We start from the raw sequence: 15209 nt of genomic DNA, 5'->3' as shown, positions 1-15209 counted from the left end.
TCCAAGTTGCAAGAGGGTGAAAACCTAAAAAATCATTTTTTAGGTAATCACACTATCAAATTACAAAAGCTCACTATCGTTAAATTACATCCTCAAGTTCATTTTCAACTTCTGGTAAACGCAACTGGCCGGAGATTAGGCGGGGAAGTAAGGTATCGCGCAGATTAGTAAGCAAACGTAACTTATCAATATTGAGCTGTTTAAATTGCTCTAAAACGCAAACTGATTTCGTAAACTCGTCAATTATTGCCTGACAAGGCAATAATGCTTGATAGGAGCCAATTGCATTTTTAGCAAGATGCAACACAGTGCTTCCAGACGTATGAGCATAAGTATGGATTTGGAAATCGTCTGTACAAAACAAACCATACAAAAATGATTTACTTACACGAGAATCTTTTGGCCTAACAATGCCCACGTCCAAAGATGCAACCAAGGTATCATACTCTTCAACACCCACAACAATTGCAGGTTTGCCAATTAATTCAGCTGCTTGAGTGACATCTGTGTAAGCTACGATCAAATCACCGGGCAGAACAATTTGCTCTTCCTTGTACTTACCCACATAAGGTTTAAAGCCATCCATTCTAAAACCACCGCCTCGTTCAAAAGACTTTAAAGTTACTAACGCAGTTCCATTAGAATGTACTAAATCTTCACTTGAGTACGACTTACCTTTAGTTACGTTTACCAGCTCATCTAAATAAACCCACTCCCACCCCTCCGGTATCAAACCTTGCTCAGACTCGACGAAACGTGATGGAAATAACGCTTGAATTTCTGGTGGAAGGGTAGCCTCTTTGCTTCCAGCATTAGCATGCACTGGGTCAAAATCGACAAACCAGGATTTAAACAGCGTTTGCGCGATGGCTTCTAAGGTGGTGTTGGTTTCGCGGAGTAGATTGATGCGATCATCCAGAGCTCTCAACAGTTCGGTTATTTTCTTTTGCTCTGCAATAGGGGGAATCTGAATAGGTACTGCAGACAAAATTGATGTATTTAAATTCGGCATTGTTGCACCAACCGCATGCCGAATAAGCCATTCTTTTGTTTCAGGCAATCTTAAACAATAAGATATGAACTTAGCATCAGCCTTAGTTTCATTACCAAGGCGTACTTTTAAGCATCCAGTTCCACATAGCCAGCCAACTTGATGAGGTTCAATCAATGCATTTCTTGTTACATCGCCCCGCCTGCTGAATACAACATCCCCAATCTGCAATTTATGTTGTGAAAGTCTATCAGCATCCTGCTGTTTAATTCGAGCGATTCCGTCCTCAGAAATGCCACCATCAGGGCCAATATTTGAAGGCATAACAACAGGAATACCTGTTTCGACATAATCAGACGCGTGTAACTGACTACCAAAAGGCCCCGTTTGAATAGCACCATTTTGAGCGGCACAGACCTCGCCGAGCGTGGTATCAATCCACTCAGAACTCATAACCCAACCCTCCTAACTTCTGGCGGATTAACTGGTCTAGCTCTGCGCCTTTGGCCATTTGCTCTGCAAGTTTTTGAGTTAGTGAAGTCATTTTTTCAGCAAAAGCTTCATCGTCATCTTCAACTGCTTCCGCGCCTACATAGCGTCCTGGCGTTAAAACAAAACCATGATTTTCTAAGACGGATAAATCAGCCGAGAAGCATAATCCAGGAATATCCTCGTATGGTTTACCATCCGAAAATTCCGTTCCACGCCAACGGTGATAAATTTGAGCAATCTCGAAAAGCTCTTGGTCGGTAAATTCGATTTGCGTTCTTGAAATGCGACTTGTTGCTTTTTTACGTGCATCTATAAATAAGACTTGGCCTTTGCGGTCAAACTGGCCATTAACACCTTTGGTTTTATCTTTAGATAAAAACCATAAGCATGCAGGGATTTGCGTGTTAGAAAATAGCTGTCCAGGTAGGGCTATCATGCATTCTACTGCATCTTTCTTGACCATATCACGACGGATATTGCCTTCATTGGATGAGGTGGACGACATTGAGCCGTTTGCCAGAACAATACCCGCACGGCCTCTTGACGATAAACGACTCCACATGTGTTGAAGCCATGCATAGTTGGCATTACCCGCAGGAGGAGTACCAAAAGCCCATCGAGGATCATCTGCCAGTTTATCGCCGCCCCAATTTGAAATATTGAAAGGTGGGTTAGCCAAAATATAATCTGCTCGAAGCGATTTATGCTGGTCGTTGGTGAAAGTTGAACCATACGATTCACCTAAATCACCTTCTAAGCCGTGAACAGCGAGGTTCATCAGACATAGCTTACGAGTCTCGGACATCAATTCTTGTCCGTATATGGCTAAGTCGCCTTTACGGCCTAACTGCTTCTGGTGGGCATCTTTAAACTTAACGGATTGAACAAACATTCCGCCTGATCCACAAGCTGGATCATAAATTGTACCTTTGAAAGGGGCTAGGGTCTCCACAAGCATGTTGACCACCGACTTTGGCGTGTAGAACTCGCCAGCTCGCTGGCCTTCGTTAATAGCAAACATGCCGAGGAAGTATTCATAGACCTCGCCAAACACATCCCGACTACCATGATCTTCTGGATTAAACTTCAGTTTAGCAACAATATTCATCAGCTCGCCTAACTTACCAGGCTCCAGTGCTAAGCGAGAAAATTCACGGTAAAGCACACCTGAAAGTTTTTGGTTTTCTTGCTCAACAAGTAACATCGCTTTATCAAGCTTTTGTGCAATGTCAGCAGCAGTTGCTTTTTCTAGCAGGTTTGAGAATAACGCTTCACTTGGAACCCAAAACACGTTGTCTGTTTCGTAGAAAGTTCTGTCTTTAATGAAATCTTCAGCGCTTTCATTGCGGATATCTTCATCATCGATATAAATATCAGAATCAGGATCTGCTAACCGTTTTTTTATGATTTCGGCTTGAGCCTCGAACATATCTGAGACGAACTTTAAAAATACCAAGCCCAGTACAGGGTATTTATAGGCTGCTGCTGAAACTGAACCTCTTAGGCTATTAGCGGCATCCCAAAGTGTTTTTTTGAATTCTTCGTTAGTCATTTATCATCCTCAGTATTATGACTTGCTTGTCTATCAGGAAGGCCATCAAAGCCCTCTCTATTCAGTGATTTGTTCAGTGTAAGGCGACTCACGCCAAAATGTGCCGCAACCTCTTTTTTTGTTATGGTGCTGTCCTTAAGCATTGCTGCGGCTTTCTTGATATCAGATTTAGTCATAGCGGGTTTACGACCACCTTTGCGACCTCTTGCTCTTGCCGCTTGCAGACCAGCAATAGTTCTTTCTCGGATCAGATTGTGCTCAAACTCTGCCAGTGCTCCGAAAATATGAAAGACCAGTTTCCCGCCAGCTGTTGTTGTGTCTATTGATTCAGTTATGGAGCGGAAACCAACATGCTTAATCTCTAGCTCATTAATCAACTCAACAAGATCTTTTAGTGATCTGGCAAGACGATCAAGCTTCCAAACAACGAGAACATCACCTTTCCTTAAAACTTTAAGACAGGTAATTAGCTCAGGTCGTTCTCTTAACTTACCTGTAAACTTTTCACTGAAAATTTGTTCGCAACCCGCTTTTTCTAAAGCATCCAGTTGTAACTCCAGTGATTGGTCTTGTGTGCTTACTCTAGCGTAGCCAACTATCATAAACGTACCTTATGTTGTCATAGATTTATTATCGTGATTAATTTACGCAAAGCAAGCTTGAGTTAATGGTTTTTTGAAATATTTTCAAACGTAAATAAAACGGACGTATTCTTATCAAAAATTATTTGACTTAACCTTGCGTGATAAAATTTTATACGCTAATTTTATCGTTATAAAAATAACGCTTAAAGGGGCGTGTATGAGTAGAACAGCTACAACTAAAATTAGCGTTGCTGACTTAGACTTCGTAATTCAGTATTTGATCTTACTTTCACAGTCCAAGCGTGCATTTAAGTTAGATATTCCACTCTATAAGAGTCGTAACAGGATAAAGCTTTATGAATCAGCCATCCTTTTAGAAACAGCATTAATAGAGAAAAGGGATCAAGACTTTATAGATGCAATAGATCGTATATGTGTGGATATAGAAGGTATAGTGAAAAGCACCATACCAACAGATGAGATACAAAGGCTTAAAACGGCCATCAGACAAAAGCGTTATAAAAATAACGAATTTAATAGACTGCTTAATGAATACAACAACACTCTATCGTATATAGCTGAAAGGAACTCAAGCTCTTAGATCAAGCAAAAGGACCAATGCAAAATTAACGCAATGAAGAGTTTACTAATCATTGCGTTGGTGTTTAAGTATCGCTATGAGCAATAGTTCAGATCTCCTTAAGAACTAAAGAAAGTCTGCTAAGAACCAATGAGTAAAAGAGATTGAGGTTTAACCACTATGACAATAGTTCACCTTTCCTTAAGTAATAGTTCAGATCTCCCGTTTGAATGGGGCTGGCTGAAGCTGAACGCGACCATTGTTTACACTTGGGTGGTTATGGCGTTATTGGTAGGTGTTTCTATGCTGGTAACACGCAACTTGCGGCCCGACGTGCCACCGAACCGTTGGCGCAGCACCTTAGAAATTATAGTGAAGCTAATTGAAGATCAGGTGACTGAAGTAAGCCACCTTGCGGTGCGGCCGGTTACTTATTTTGCCGGCACGTTGTTTTTGTTTATTGCTGTGTCGAACGTGTTGCTTATTGTACCGGGGTTCCGCCCACCAACAGGCTCGTTATCGACTACGGTGGCCTTAACCTTGTCGGTTTTGGTGGCAGTACCGCTGTTTAGTATTAGCCACGGGGGTGTGCGCCATTACTTACGCCAGTTTATTGAACCCACGGCGTGGTTGTTACCATTTAATATTTTAAGCGAGTTTTCAAAGGCTATTTCTTTGTCCATTCGTTTATACGGCAACGTAATGAGCGGTGCAGTTATTGTGGCCATTCTGCTGAGTGTGGCGCCGTTCTTTTTTCCAGTCGTAATGGAAATGCTGGGGTTAATAACCGGCATGATTCAAGCGTATATTTTTGCCGTGCTAGCAGCGGTTTATATTTCGTCGGCTATGTCCGATAAACAAAAAGCAATTAAAACAAGGAAACGCCATGAGTGAGTTAGCAATTATTTCAATTATTTCCATTTTAACGGCCGGCTTAACGGTTGCTATTGGTTCGTTCGGTGCCGCCTTAGGTGAAGGGCGCGCCGCTGCTTCAGCCATGTCGGCGATAGCTCAACAGCCAGACGCAGCACCGGTATTGTCGCGCACTCTGTTTGTAAGTTTGGCGATGATTGAGTCGTCGGGTATTTATTGTTTCGTGGTGGCGTTAATTCTTATTTTTGCCAACCCTTTTTGGAACGTTGTACAAGTAGCTGCAGGAGGCTAAGCCCCCATGTCGATTGATTGGATAACCGTAGCAGCACAACTAGTAAACTTTTTACTGCTTATTTATTTGCTGAAACGATTTTTATACCGGCCTATTTTAGACGGGATCGATGCTCGCGAAGCGGAAATTGCTAAGCGTATGGCCGACGCAACGCAGGCTAGAATAATCGCTGAAGCGGCGGAAAATAACTATAAGAAATTGCAGGCCAAGCATTTAGCCGAGCAAGACACCTTGCTTGAGCAAGCTCTGGAAAAAACCGAAGCGCAGCGGGCCCAGTTGCTTGCTGAAACTCGTGCTCAGCTTGTACAAGAACAAAAAGACTGGCAAACATACTTAGAGCAAGAGCGGCTAGACTTTATTAAGCGTTTACAAAATGCTGGCGCAGCCACGCTGTTTGCTTTAACCCGTAAAGCCGTACACGACTTAGCCGACGAGCCCTTAGAGCATACGATTATTCGTCATGTGGGGAAAAAGCTTGCGCCGCTGGAACACACCTTAGTTGCGGCCGCCGGGGAGCATACGTCGGCAACGGTAAGCACCCACCATGCGCTGCCTGAAAGCGTACAAGCACAGCTAACACAAGAGCTGAATACGCTTATTCCAAACGTAGCACTAAGCTTTACTGTTCATGCTGAGCAAGCCCCAGGCCTAGTGGTGCAAGTGGGTGGCGTGCGAGTGGAATGGACCATTGATAGCTACATGGAAGAGTTCGAAGCCTTACTAGCAGAGAACACCTCGGCGGTTCAATTGGGCCACCAAGGCGTGAGTGGTCAAAGCCACGCGCGTAAGCAACCAGGAAGTGAGCATGAGCATTAAGCCTTCGGCAAACGCCGCGGAACAGTCCTTCAACCAATGGGTTGAGCAGTTGGTGCAAAGCCCTGAAATTGAGCCGCGCTTAACGGAAATGGGCTTTGTGACAGAAGTGGCCGATGGCGTGGCCATAGTTACTGGCCTAGAGCGTGCGTTAGCCGACGAGTTGCTTATATTTGCCTGTGGTATTCAAGGTGTGGTGCTCGACTTAGAGCCTGGCCGTTTAGGGGTTATTTTGCTTGGCCCAGCGGAATTGGTGCAATTAGGCGAAGAAGTGTTTCGTACCCAAAAAGTAGTGAGTGTGCCTATTGGTACGGCCTTATTAGGGCGCGTGGTAGACACCATGGGCCGGCCGCTTGATGCTAAAGGCCCAATTGTGACTATGAACCATAAGCCGGTAGAAGCCGAGGCACCAAGTATTCTTGAACGTACACCTATTTACCGGCCCTTAGCCACGGGTTTGAAAGCGGTAGATGCGGCTATTCCGGTGGGCTTAGGCCAGCGGCAATTAATTATTGGTGATCGCCAAACGGGTAAAACCTCATTAGCGATCGACACTATGTTGAACCAGCAGAGCACCGAAGTGCTTTGTATATATTGCGCCATAGGCCAGCGCGGCGACGCTGTTGCCCGAGTAATACGCGCATTAACCAACGGTAATATGCTCGACCGCAGTATTATTGTGAATGCCGGTGACGAAGAGTCGCCAGGGCTTTCTTACCTTGCGCCTTATGCGGCTATGACCATGGCAGAATATTTTTGTGCCCAAGGTCGCGACGTGTTGGTGGTGTTCGACGACATGACTCACCATGCGCAGTCGTATCGTGAGCTGTCGTTGTTATTACGCCGACCGCCAGGGCGAGAAGCCTTTCCCGGGGACATTTTCTACGTGCATGCGCGCTTATTAGAGCGTGCGGGGCAGTTCACTGAAGTACGTGGTGGCGGGTCTATTACCGCCTTGCCAGTGGTGGAAACCCAAGCGGAAAACCTGTCGGCTTATATTCCGACCAACTTAATTTCAATTACCGACGGGCAAATATATTTGTCGCCAAATTTGGTACAAAAAAACCAATTTCCAGCGGTGCACTTGGGCTTATCGGTTTCCCGTGTAGGTGGTAAAGCACAAAACAAAGTATTAAGAGACGTGTCGGGTAACTTGCGCGTTACCTTGTCGCAGTTTGAAGAATTAGAAGACTTTGCTCGCTTTGGTACTCGTTTAGACGACGCCACTCGAGCCCGTTTAGCCCGTGGTGCGGCAGTGCGCACGTCGCTACGGCAAGCCGAGCGCGACCCTATGCCGGCTCTTGAGCAACTAACTGTATTGTTAGCTGGAATGGCAGGCTTGCTCGATTCCTTTACCGAGCAAAGCATGAGCCAGGCCATGAACCATATTCGCGTGGCGGCGCAAAAAAACTTACAACACATTGAACAGCGTATTCAAGAAAACCAAAAACTAACAGAGCAAGAGCGTGAGCAAGTGGTTGAATGCGCCCGGCAAGCCTTGCATGACATGGCACTGTTGGCGCAGAGCAAAGCCGCTAATCAGGAAGCGCCATGACACAAACGTTGGAACAGTTATCACGGCAAAACAACACCCTAACCAGCATTAGGGGTATTGTGCGCACCATGAAAACACTGTCAGCAATTAATGCCGCACCTTATGAGCAAGCGGCAGAAGCAATAGAGGCCTACCACGAAACCATATTGCAGGGCTTTGCGGCACTTGCTTTTCGGGCCGGCCCAGCATTGGCCGCGACCTTAGCACAACCGCCAATTCAACGGCGGTTGCTAATTGTGTTTGGTTCCGATCATGGTTTGTGCGGTAATTACAATGATCAGGTTGCTGAATTAGTAGGGGGGCAGAACAAGCAGGCCATGTCAGTACTTTGCATTGGCGCGCGAATGCACCATGCGCTTTCAGAGCAAGGGCTAACGCCTTATAAATTACTGATGCCACCGGCTTCGGCAGAAGGTATTGGCCGATTAGCGGGTGATATTGTAGGTGAAATAGAAGCCTTTAGCCGTGGCGATATGCTGTCGGAATTAGCCGTAACCTTAGCCTTTACAGAGCGCGCCGAGCATGGCACCCGTATGGCAGTTATAAAGCCTTTACTACCCTTAGCCAAAAATTTATTGCAGCCAATTAAACACTGGTCATCGCCATCGTTACCCGATTTTAATATGCCGCTGGAATCGTTACTTTCTTCGTTGGTGCGTAACCACTTATTTGTGAGTGTGTTTAGGGCTTCGGCGGAAGCCATGGTAACGGAAAATGCCGCGCGTTTAGCGTTAATGCAACAAGCCGAGCAGTCGGTCGACGAGCGTTTAGGTGAAGTACAAGGTGAAATGACAACAGTGCGGCAAGAGGCCATTACCACCGAATTAATGGATATTATCGTTGGTCACTTTGACTAACGTGCTTTTTTTGTAATAGAAAGGTTAATTAATGACGGTGAGAGAAAGAAAAGATATACTGTTTTGGTATACCTAGCTTGGTTAGCACCTACCTTGCCCCTAAAAATTAGAATGAGCTAAATATATGTTTTATATCTTTCCCACCCCGCAGGCTATTGCCGAGCATTTAAGTGGCGTATTACTGCAAAAAATTCAAAGTAACCCAAAATCTGTATTAGGTTTGGCAACGGGTAGCACCATGGAGCCAATTTATGCAGCTTTTATTAACCAAGCTAAATCATCAGGCTTAAACCTGTCAGAAATTACCACGTTCAATTTAGATGAATATATTGGTTTAGCGCCAGAGCACCCACAAAGCTATTATCACTTTATGCAAACTCACTTCTTTAGGCCAGCCGGCATTTGCACCAGCCAGGTGTCGTTGCCAAGTGGCATGTGTAACAACATTGAAGAAGAATGTTTGCTATATTCGCAAAAAATACAAAATGCGGGTGGGCTTGATATACAGTTATTAGGTATCGGTACGAATGGTCACATTGGCTTTAATGAGCCGGGCACACCATTTAGCAGCGTTACGCATGTAGTAGAGCTTTCAGAAAATACCCGCCGCGACAATGGCCGTTTCTTTGAAGACAAGAATCAAGTACCTACCAAAGCTATTACCATGGGTATTAAAGAAATTATGAGCGCCAAAGAAGTGGTGCTAGTGGCTACAGGTAGTCATAAGGCCGAAGTGATGGCGCATTTATATACAACTGGTATCGACGAACAAATGCCAGCGTCTATTTTAAAAGAGCATCGGCAAATAAAAATATTTATTGACGAAGCTGCCGCTTCACTCTTGCCTATGGAAGCCAAGCTAGCTATTTAAACCCAAGCGGCAACCCCTACTATTCCCAGCTTAGTGGTTCGTAAATGGGCCACTGTATGATGTCGTGACTAGTGCGCAATTGAGCTAGGTCTTTAGCTACTTGGCTACGAAATTGACCTAGTTCGGCCCAGTGCTTTAAAAAGCTTTCAGACGGCGGTTTATTTGATGCCACATAAGCGGCTAACATAGGGCTGACAACGCCATAACCAGCTTGCACCCGATTCGCTAATTCTTTTTCAAAAGCACTTATTTCCGCTAATTCCGTGTCACTTCGCTGTGAACTAGACTGATGTGTGGTGTTAAAAAAATAATTTGAATATTGCTCAGGCTTCATATTTGCAGCGTTTGCCCAAATGTGGAAACTATGCCGATTTAATACTTCACCAGTACTTGGCTCGATAATAAGGACAGTTGGAGTTCCGTAATACGTGGGCAAGTTAAAGTGTTGGGTGATATCAAAGCCATGTTCAAAAAAACCAGCATTAGCACTAACTAGTACATATTGTTCGGTCAATTGCTGATAAAAAGAGGGTTGAGAAAGCTGTTTAGCAAACGCCGTGCTATCTGAGCACCAGTCTGCACCTAAAACAACCAAAAGTTTTTTTCTACTTTCAATCGCCTGTTGTTGGGCTGTTTTAATTCGGCTCAAGGTGGCGGGGTTCTGTTGAAACTGAAAAGCTGTGAAGCGAGACTCTTGGGCAGTATCGTTGGCATTAGTAGCTTGGCTGTAAAACGCTAAAAGCATAAACAAAATAAAAGTATGTTTTTGTAATTGAAATAACAACACGTGGCACTCTAAAGCATAAAATTGTATGGGCCTATAATTGTCTTTTCTTGGCTTAAAATGCAAGCCCTTGTATGTTTAAGGATATAAATAATTACGCTAGATCAAGCTGTAACGGCAGCGTTTTTGGTATACTGGTAGCAATGTTTTATAGGCAACACCCCACTACCAAAAGGAACAGTAACATGCAGTTCGCAACAGCCTTCGACGCGGTACAAGGAATTCAAGATAATGAATGGCTATGGTGCCATTCTATGGCCGCTACGCCGTACAAATTATTAGAGGCGCTGGCCGAATTGGCGCCACACCGTAAAAACCTAACGCTGATGCAATTGCATACAGAACGAAGTGAAATGCTGCAGGCACCAGAATTACGGGGCCACCTACGGCAGCGGGCGTTTTTCGTTGGCGCTTCTACACGCCATGCGGTGAATTCTGATTTGGCCGACTATGTGCCTATTTTACTGTCTGAAATTCCAAAGCTGTTTCGTTCTAAAGAGCAGCATGTAGACACGGCTCTTATTCATGTGTCGCCCCCCGACGCCCATGGCTTTTGTAGCTTAGGTGTTTCCGTTGAAGCCACTCGAGCTGCGGTTGAAAATGCCCGCCGAGTAATTGCATGGGTGAACCCGTCGATGCCCCGTACCCATGGCGACTCGGCCGTGCACATAAGCAAAATAGACGCATGGTTTGAACACGACGAGCCTATGTATGAACATTTACCCCCTGAGCTAGACGATACCAACCGCATTATTGGCGCCCATGTAGCTAGCTTAATTAACGACGGCGACTGCCTGCAAATGGGTATTGGTGCTATTCCAGACGCCACACTGGCATGTTTAGGTAACCATAAGCACTTAGGTGTTCACACGGAAATGTTTTCCGACGGTTTGCTACCGTTAATTGCTTCAGGCGTGGTAGATAACTCGCGTAAACGTACGCATCCAGGGCGTATTGTTACCAGCTTTGCCATGGGCAGCAAGGCGCTTTACGACTTTGTTGACGACAACGCCCAAGTGGCATTTTTAGACGTGGAATACACCAACGACACGGCGGTTATTCGTAAAAACAAACAGGTAATGGCCATTAATAGTGCGCTGCAAATAGACTTAAGCGGCCAAGTGTGTGCCGACTCACTAGGCACACGTATTTATTCAGGGGTAGGTGGGCAAATGGACTTTGTCCGCGGTGCATCGCTTTCTGAAGGCGGTCGGTCGGTTATTGCTTTACCTGCAACAGCCGCAGGTGGCACTATTTCAAGAATAACGTCGATGCTTGCGCCCGGCGCAGGTGTTGTTACCACACGGGCTCATGTGCACCATGTGGTTACTGAATATGGTATTGCTAACTTACGCGGCCGTTCCATGCGTGAGCGGGCCAAGTTGCTAATTGATTTAGCAGCACCTCAATTCAGAGAGCAGCTAGAAAAAGACTTCGTACGTGATTGGGGTATTCGGTTGTAAATGATGAACATTAACCAACAGGAAAACAGCATGTATTTTGGAAAAAAAATAAAAACGGTAGCTTTTGCTACTATGGTTGGCGTGTTTAGTTCTATGAGCGCGCATGCAAGTGTAGTACCTATTGAAACACCGTTTGTAACATCGTATTTGTCTACGCAAACACAGCTGGTTAGTTCGTTTAGAGAGCAGGGTGACACCCTAGTAGTGGTGGTGCCGGAAAATACCACTGTACGTTTAGCCGACTGGTCGAACGCAACTGCTAGCCACGTACAACGTGTAATGGCCATTGCTAAGTTCGACGGTTCTGTTGGGCAAACCCATACTATTGTTGCGCCACCGGGCTTAAATGTTGAACGTTTAGTGTTGGTGGGGGTGGGTAATCCGGAAGAAACACCACGCTATAAAGTTGAAGAAGCAGGCGCTTCATTGGCGGCACTTTTCAATAGCCTGTCGGCTGAAAAAGTGTCTGTAGACGGTTCGTTAATTACTAATGCAAGCCAAAACAGCCAGGTGCTAGCTCAGCTGGCCCATGGTATTGATTTACGGAATTATCGCTTTGATCGTTTAAAAAGCGAAGCTGCGGAGCGCCCAGCACAACACTTCACTTATCGCGTAAGTGATCGCTCACAAGCGAGCAAAGAGTTTGCCGACATGCGTGCCCTAGCTGAAGGCGTGTTTTTAGCTCGTGAATTAACCAACCTGCCAGGAAGTAATGGTTACCCAGCTGCGTTTGCTGAATATGCTCGCCAAGCGCTAGAGCCGCTAGGTGTTGAAGTAACTATTTTAGGCCCAGAGCAAGTAAAAGCACTTGGCATGGGGGCTTTATATGGTGTGTCGCAAGGCAGCCAACATAAAGCACACTTACTGGTTGCACATTACCGTGGTAATAATGACCAGCCAATTGCACTCGTTGGTAAAGGTATTACCTTCGACACGGGTGGCTATAACTTAAAAACCACTTCAAGCAGCATTGTGACTATGCATACGGACAAAGCCGGCGCAGCAGCCGTGGTGGGTGCTGTAGTGGCACTTGCAGGGCAAAAAGCCGACGTGAACGTTGTTGCAGTGGCGCCATTAGCGCACAACATGGTGAGCGACGTAGCGCAGCTGCCAGGTGACGTAGTTACCACAGGTTCAGGTTTAACCATTGAAGTGGGCAATACCGACGCTGAAGGCCGTTTAGTTCTTGCCGATGGTCTTTGGTATGCACGTGAACACTTTGCACCACGGGTAATGGCCGACATTGCCACCTTAACCGGTGCTAAAGTGCGTGCCATTGGTACGGAGTTCTCTGCAGTATTCTCAGACCATGAAGAAGTGTATGAAAGCCTACGCCAGGCGGCAGAAACAACCTATGAGCGAGTATGGCGTTTGCCGCTAGACCCAGTGTATGCAGAAGCTATTTCAAGCCGTATTGCTGATATGAAAAACACTGGCGCGCCAGGTGCAAGCGCAGGTGCTATGTTGCTTCAACGCTTCGTTGGCGACACGCCGTGGATTCATATTGATATGGCGGGTAATGCCTTAGTTAGTAGCGACAAGGGTATTCACCCACGTGGTTCAACTGGCTACGGCGTACGTATGCTAACTGAGTGGGTTAAAACTTACCCTGCAGAGTAAGTATATAATTGCTCTAGCAAAATGAATAAAGCCACCCCAGTTTAACTGGGGTGGCTTTTTAAGTTATATCACCAGAATTTAAGTATACAACCAACTATATTAGTCGTTTTTGTTTTCTAGCGTGCGCTCGGTATTTTTAATAGCAATCGAGCGGGGCTTCATGGCCTCTGGTACTTCTTTCACTAGGTGAATGTTCAGTAAGCCGTTGCGCAATTCAGCGTCGGTTACTTCAACATGCTCAGCTAGGTTAAATTTGCGTTCAAAGGCGCGGGCAGCAATACCTTGATAAAGATAATTGCGCTCGGTGTCGTCGCTGGCTTTTTTGCCGCGTACAGTAAGCACACCACGTTCGGTTTGTAGCTCAAGTTCGTCTTCTTCGAAGCCTGCTACAGCAATGGTAATAGCGTACTTGTTGTCGCCTGTAGCTTCAATGTTGTACGGTGGGTACCCGCCACCTGCGCTGGTGTCGCCACGTAGGGCGTTATCTAGCATAGACGCAATGCGGTCAAAGCCAACACTGTTACGGTATAATGGTGTTAAATCGATACTTGTCATAAGTATATCCTCCAATGAGCGATATTTAGGTTAGGTAGCTCAAACGTTCTCTAAGAGACCCGCCTGCTACACCTTATATATGCGTGCCGTGTCAATCTTTTTCAAGGGGTAAAATAAAAATAGTGCCTAAAAGCACAGATTTTTGCCTGCAGGTTGAATATCAGGTAGCTTGAGCGCACTTAAGTAAGAGGATTTACTTAAACCATAGATACCAATAATGGAGAAGCGCAATGAAGTACGCTGTCGATGAAGGTTGTGTTCGTGTAGAAGAGAAAATGGCGCCCTATACTCAGCAGGTAACTACGCATAGGCATCGTTGGATAGCCGACGAGCCTGAGTCGATGGGCGGTGCCGACGACGGCCCTGCACCAATGGAAATGGTGTTGGCTGGGCTAGGGGCCTGTACATCAATGACCCTGCGCATGTATGCGAACCGCAAAGAATGGCCGTTGGAAAAAGTAACGGTAGATTTACGCCATGTTAGAGGCGAAAACGGCGTTGAAAGTTTAGTACGCAAAGTAAAAGTAGAAGGCGACTTGTCGGCAGAACAACGTGCGCGGCTATTAGAAATTGCAAACCGCTGCCCAGTGCACCGTACCTTAATGAATGAACAGTTAAGCATTCCAACAGAATTAATTGATTAATATAGGAACCGCCAATGAGCAAGCAGTATCTTCCTTGTGTAGAAGTAGAACCAAAAAATGGTCCGGCCAATGCCAGTGTTATTTGGCTGCATGGTTTAGGTGCCGATGGCCATGACTTTGAGTCGATCGTGCCACATATTCAATTACCTACAGGCACTAACGTACGCTTTATATTTCCCCATGCACCAAAAATGCCGGTGACCATTAATGGCGGCATGAGCATGCCGGCGTGGTACGACATTTTGGAAATGACCATTGAGCGTAGTGTCGACGAAGCGCAACTGCGACAGTCAGCCGAATGGGCGAAAAACTTAATTGAACGAGAAATAGAGCGTGGGGTGCCAGCCAATAAAATTGTTTTGGCTGGGTTTTCGCAAGGGGGGGCTGTGGCTTATGAAGCAGGGCTAACCTTCGATAAAAAGTTAGCAGGCATTATGGCGCTGTCGACGTATTTAGCCAGTAAAGACAGTGTCAGCCCGAATGCGGTGCAAGCGACCACGCCGTTGCTCGTTCAGCATGGCAGCCAAGATCCTGTGGTGCCGGTAATGCTGGGTGAACAAGCGAAAGCATGGTTAGAGCAACGCAACTATTCCGTAACGTATAAAACCTACCCTATGGCCCACCAAGTAAGCGGGCCACAAATTGCAGATATTGGCGCGTGGTTAAGCCGAGTGCTGGCGTAA

At 45.8% G+C, this 15209-nt stretch carries 16 protein-coding genes; 11 read left to right on the top strand and 5 right to left on the bottom strand.

Features of this window, described 5'->3' with window-relative positions; translation table 11 throughout:
• Positions 1-79: 79 nt before the first annotated feature.
• Genes M1L23_RS12585 through M1L23_RS12575 form a run of 3 tightly spaced genes read right to left on the bottom strand, consistent with a single transcriptional unit; the run spans position 80 to position 3637 of the window.
• Positions 80-1444 (bottom strand): restriction endonuclease subunit S, encoded by a 1365-nt coding sequence (locus M1L23_RS12585; protein ID WP_252627793.1) that lies wholly within the window; start codon positions 1442-1444, stop codon positions 80-82.
• Positions 1434-3035: a type I restriction-modification system subunit M gene (locus M1L23_RS12580; RefSeq protein ID WP_252627792.1), complete on the bottom strand. Its 1602-nt coding sequence runs from the start codon at positions 3033-3035 to the stop codon at positions 1434-1436. Before M1L23_RS12580 ends, M1L23_RS12585 begins: the two co-directional genes overlap by 11 nt.
• Positions 3032-3637 carry a recombinase family protein gene (locus tag M1L23_RS12575; protein WP_252627791.1) on the bottom strand — a complete coding sequence of 202 codons (606 nt, stop codon included), beginning with the start codon at positions 3635-3637 and terminating at the stop codon, positions 3032-3034. Before M1L23_RS12575 ends, M1L23_RS12580 begins: the two co-directional genes overlap by 4 nt.
• A gap of 199 nt (positions 3638-3836) precedes the next feature.
• Here M1L23_RS12575 and M1L23_RS12570 point away from each other — a divergent pair, with 199 nt between their 5' ends.
• From M1L23_RS12570 to nagB, 7 genes are all read left to right on the top strand, one after another.
• Complete coding sequence (locus M1L23_RS12570; protein WP_252627790.1) at positions 3837-4220, top strand: hypothetical protein; 384 nt, start codon at positions 3837-3839, stop codon at positions 4218-4220.
• Positions 4221-4379: 159 nt separating this feature from the next.
• On the top strand, positions 4380-5093 hold the full coding sequence (locus M1L23_RS12565) for a F0F1 ATP synthase subunit A (protein WP_252627789.1): 714 nt from the start codon (positions 4380-4382) through the stop codon (positions 5091-5093).
• Positions 5086-5364: a F0F1 ATP synthase subunit C gene (locus tag M1L23_RS12560; RefSeq protein WP_252627788.1), complete on the top strand. Its 279-nt coding sequence runs from the start codon at positions 5086-5088 to the stop codon at positions 5362-5364. Before M1L23_RS12565 ends, M1L23_RS12560 begins: the two co-directional genes overlap by 8 nt.
• A 6-nt stretch (positions 5365-5370) precedes the next feature.
• Positions 5371-6180 carry a F0F1 ATP synthase subunit B family protein gene (locus M1L23_RS12555; RefSeq protein WP_252627787.1) on the top strand — a complete coding sequence of 270 codons (810 nt, stop codon included), beginning with the start codon at positions 5371-5373 and terminating at the stop codon, positions 6178-6180.
• Positions 6170-7732, top strand: coding sequence for a F0F1 ATP synthase subunit alpha (locus M1L23_RS12550; RefSeq protein ID WP_252627786.1), 1563 nt, complete (start codon positions 6170-6172; stop codon positions 7730-7732). The genes M1L23_RS12555 and M1L23_RS12550 overlap by 11 nt, the downstream gene beginning before the upstream one ends.
• Positions 7729-8589, top strand: coding sequence for a F0F1 ATP synthase subunit gamma (locus tag M1L23_RS12545; protein ID WP_252627785.1), 861 nt, complete (start codon positions 7729-7731; stop codon positions 8587-8589). The genes M1L23_RS12550 and M1L23_RS12545 overlap by 4 nt, the downstream gene beginning before the upstream one ends.
• 124 nt (positions 8590-8713) lie before the next feature.
• Positions 8714-9460, top strand: a complete 747-nt coding sequence (gene nagB / locus M1L23_RS12540) for a glucosamine-6-phosphate deaminase (protein ID WP_252627784.1) — start codon at positions 8714-8716, stop codon at positions 9458-9460.
• Between the two features lie 19 nt (positions 9461-9479).
• On the opposite strand, the gene M1L23_RS12535 is transcribed toward nagB, so the two are convergent.
• A complete protein-coding gene (locus M1L23_RS12535) occupies positions 9480-10247 on the bottom strand; it encodes a thioredoxin family protein (RefSeq protein ID WP_252627783.1) in 768 nt (255 codons plus the stop codon).
• Positions 10248-10429: 182 nt separating this feature from the next.
• Between M1L23_RS12535 and M1L23_RS12530 the strand changes: the two genes are divergently transcribed.
• Entirely contained in the window at positions 10430-11707 is a 1278-nt protein-coding gene (locus tag M1L23_RS12530; RefSeq protein WP_252627782.1) for an acetyl-CoA hydrolase/transferase family protein, read from the top strand.
• A 30-nt stretch (positions 11708-11737) separates the two neighbouring features.
• Positions 11738-13327: a leucyl aminopeptidase family protein gene (locus M1L23_RS12525; RefSeq protein WP_252627781.1), complete on the top strand. Its 1590-nt coding sequence runs from the start codon at positions 11738-11740 to the stop codon at positions 13325-13327.
• Positions 13328-13426: 99 nt separating this feature from the next.
• On the opposite strand, the gene M1L23_RS12520 is transcribed toward M1L23_RS12525, so the two are convergent.
• The gene (locus tag M1L23_RS12520) at positions 13427-13882 is read right to left on the bottom strand and encodes an Hsp20 family protein (RefSeq protein ID WP_252627780.1); all 456 of its coding nucleotides are present in this window, start codon (positions 13880-13882) and stop codon (positions 13427-13429) included.
• A gap of 230 nt (positions 13883-14112) precedes the next feature.
• Here M1L23_RS12520 and M1L23_RS12515 point away from each other — a divergent pair, with 230 nt between their 5' ends.
• Both M1L23_RS12515 and M1L23_RS12510 read left to right on the top strand, forming a co-directional pair.
• Positions 14113-14526, top strand: coding sequence for an OsmC family protein (locus tag M1L23_RS12515; RefSeq protein ID WP_252627779.1), 414 nt, complete (start codon positions 14113-14115; stop codon positions 14524-14526).
• Positions 14527-14540: 14 nt separating this feature from the next.
• The gene (locus M1L23_RS12510; protein ID WP_252627778.1) at positions 14541-15209 is read left to right on the top strand and encodes an alpha/beta hydrolase; all 669 of its coding nucleotides are present in this window, start codon (positions 14541-14543) and stop codon (positions 15207-15209) included.

Origin of the sequence: Aliidiomarina quisquiliarum (assembly GCF_023922585.1) — a bacterium.
Lineage (GTDB): Bacteria > Pseudomonadota > Gammaproteobacteria > Enterobacterales > Alteromonadaceae > Aliidiomarina > Aliidiomarina quisquiliarum.
This window is presented reverse-complemented; position numbering and strand designations above follow the sequence as displayed.

Bases quoted from the DNA above. Each gene is read 5' to 3' on its own strand.
- M1L23_RS12525 (WP_252627781.1), top strand. From the start codon at position 11,738: ATGTATTTTGGAAAAAAAATAAAAACGGTAGCTTTTGCTACTATGGTT.
- M1L23_RS12580 (WP_252627792.1), bottom strand. From the start codon at position 3,035: ATGACTAACGAAGAATTCAAAAAAACACTTTGGGATGCCGCTAATAGC.
- M1L23_RS12530 (WP_252627782.1), top strand. From the start codon at position 10,430: ATGCAGTTCGCAACAGCCTTCGACGCGGTACAAGGAATTCAAGATAAT.
- M1L23_RS12515 (WP_252627779.1), top strand. From the start codon at position 14,113: ATGAAGTACGCTGTCGATGAAGGTTGTGTTCGTGTAGAAGAGAAAATG.
- M1L23_RS12570 (WP_252627790.1), top strand. From the start codon at position 3,837: ATGAGTAGAACAGCTACAACTAAAATTAGCGTTGCTGACTTAGACTTC.
- M1L23_RS12520 (WP_252627780.1), bottom strand. From the start codon at position 13,882: ATGACAAGTATCGATTTAACACCATTATACCGTAACAGTGTTGGCTTT.
- M1L23_RS12510 (WP_252627778.1), top strand. From the start codon at position 14,541: ATGAGCAAGCAGTATCTTCCTTGTGTAGAAGTAGAACCAAAAAATGGT.
- M1L23_RS12545 (WP_252627785.1), top strand. From the start codon at position 7,729: ATGACACAAACGTTGGAACAGTTATCACGGCAAAACAACACCCTAACC.
- M1L23_RS12585 (WP_252627793.1), bottom strand. From the start codon at position 1,444: ATGAGTTCTGAGTGGATTGATACCACGCTCGGCGAGGTCTGTGCCGCT.
- M1L23_RS12550 (WP_252627786.1), top strand. From the start codon at position 6,170: ATGAGCATTAAGCCTTCGGCAAACGCCGCGGAACAGTCCTTCAACCAA.
- M1L23_RS12575 (WP_252627791.1), bottom strand. From the start codon at position 3,637: ATGATAGTTGGCTACGCTAGAGTAAGCACACAAGACCAATCACTGGAG.
- nagB (WP_252627784.1), top strand. From the start codon at position 8,714: ATGTTTTATATCTTTCCCACCCCGCAGGCTATTGCCGAGCATTTAAGT.
- M1L23_RS12555 (WP_252627787.1), top strand. From the start codon at position 5,371: ATGTCGATTGATTGGATAACCGTAGCAGCACAACTAGTAAACTTTTTA.
- M1L23_RS12565 (WP_252627789.1), top strand. From the start codon at position 4,380: ATGACAATAGTTCACCTTTCCTTAAGTAATAGTTCAGATCTCCCGTTT.
- M1L23_RS12560 (WP_252627788.1), top strand. From the start codon at position 5,086: ATGAGTGAGTTAGCAATTATTTCAATTATTTCCATTTTAACGGCCGGC.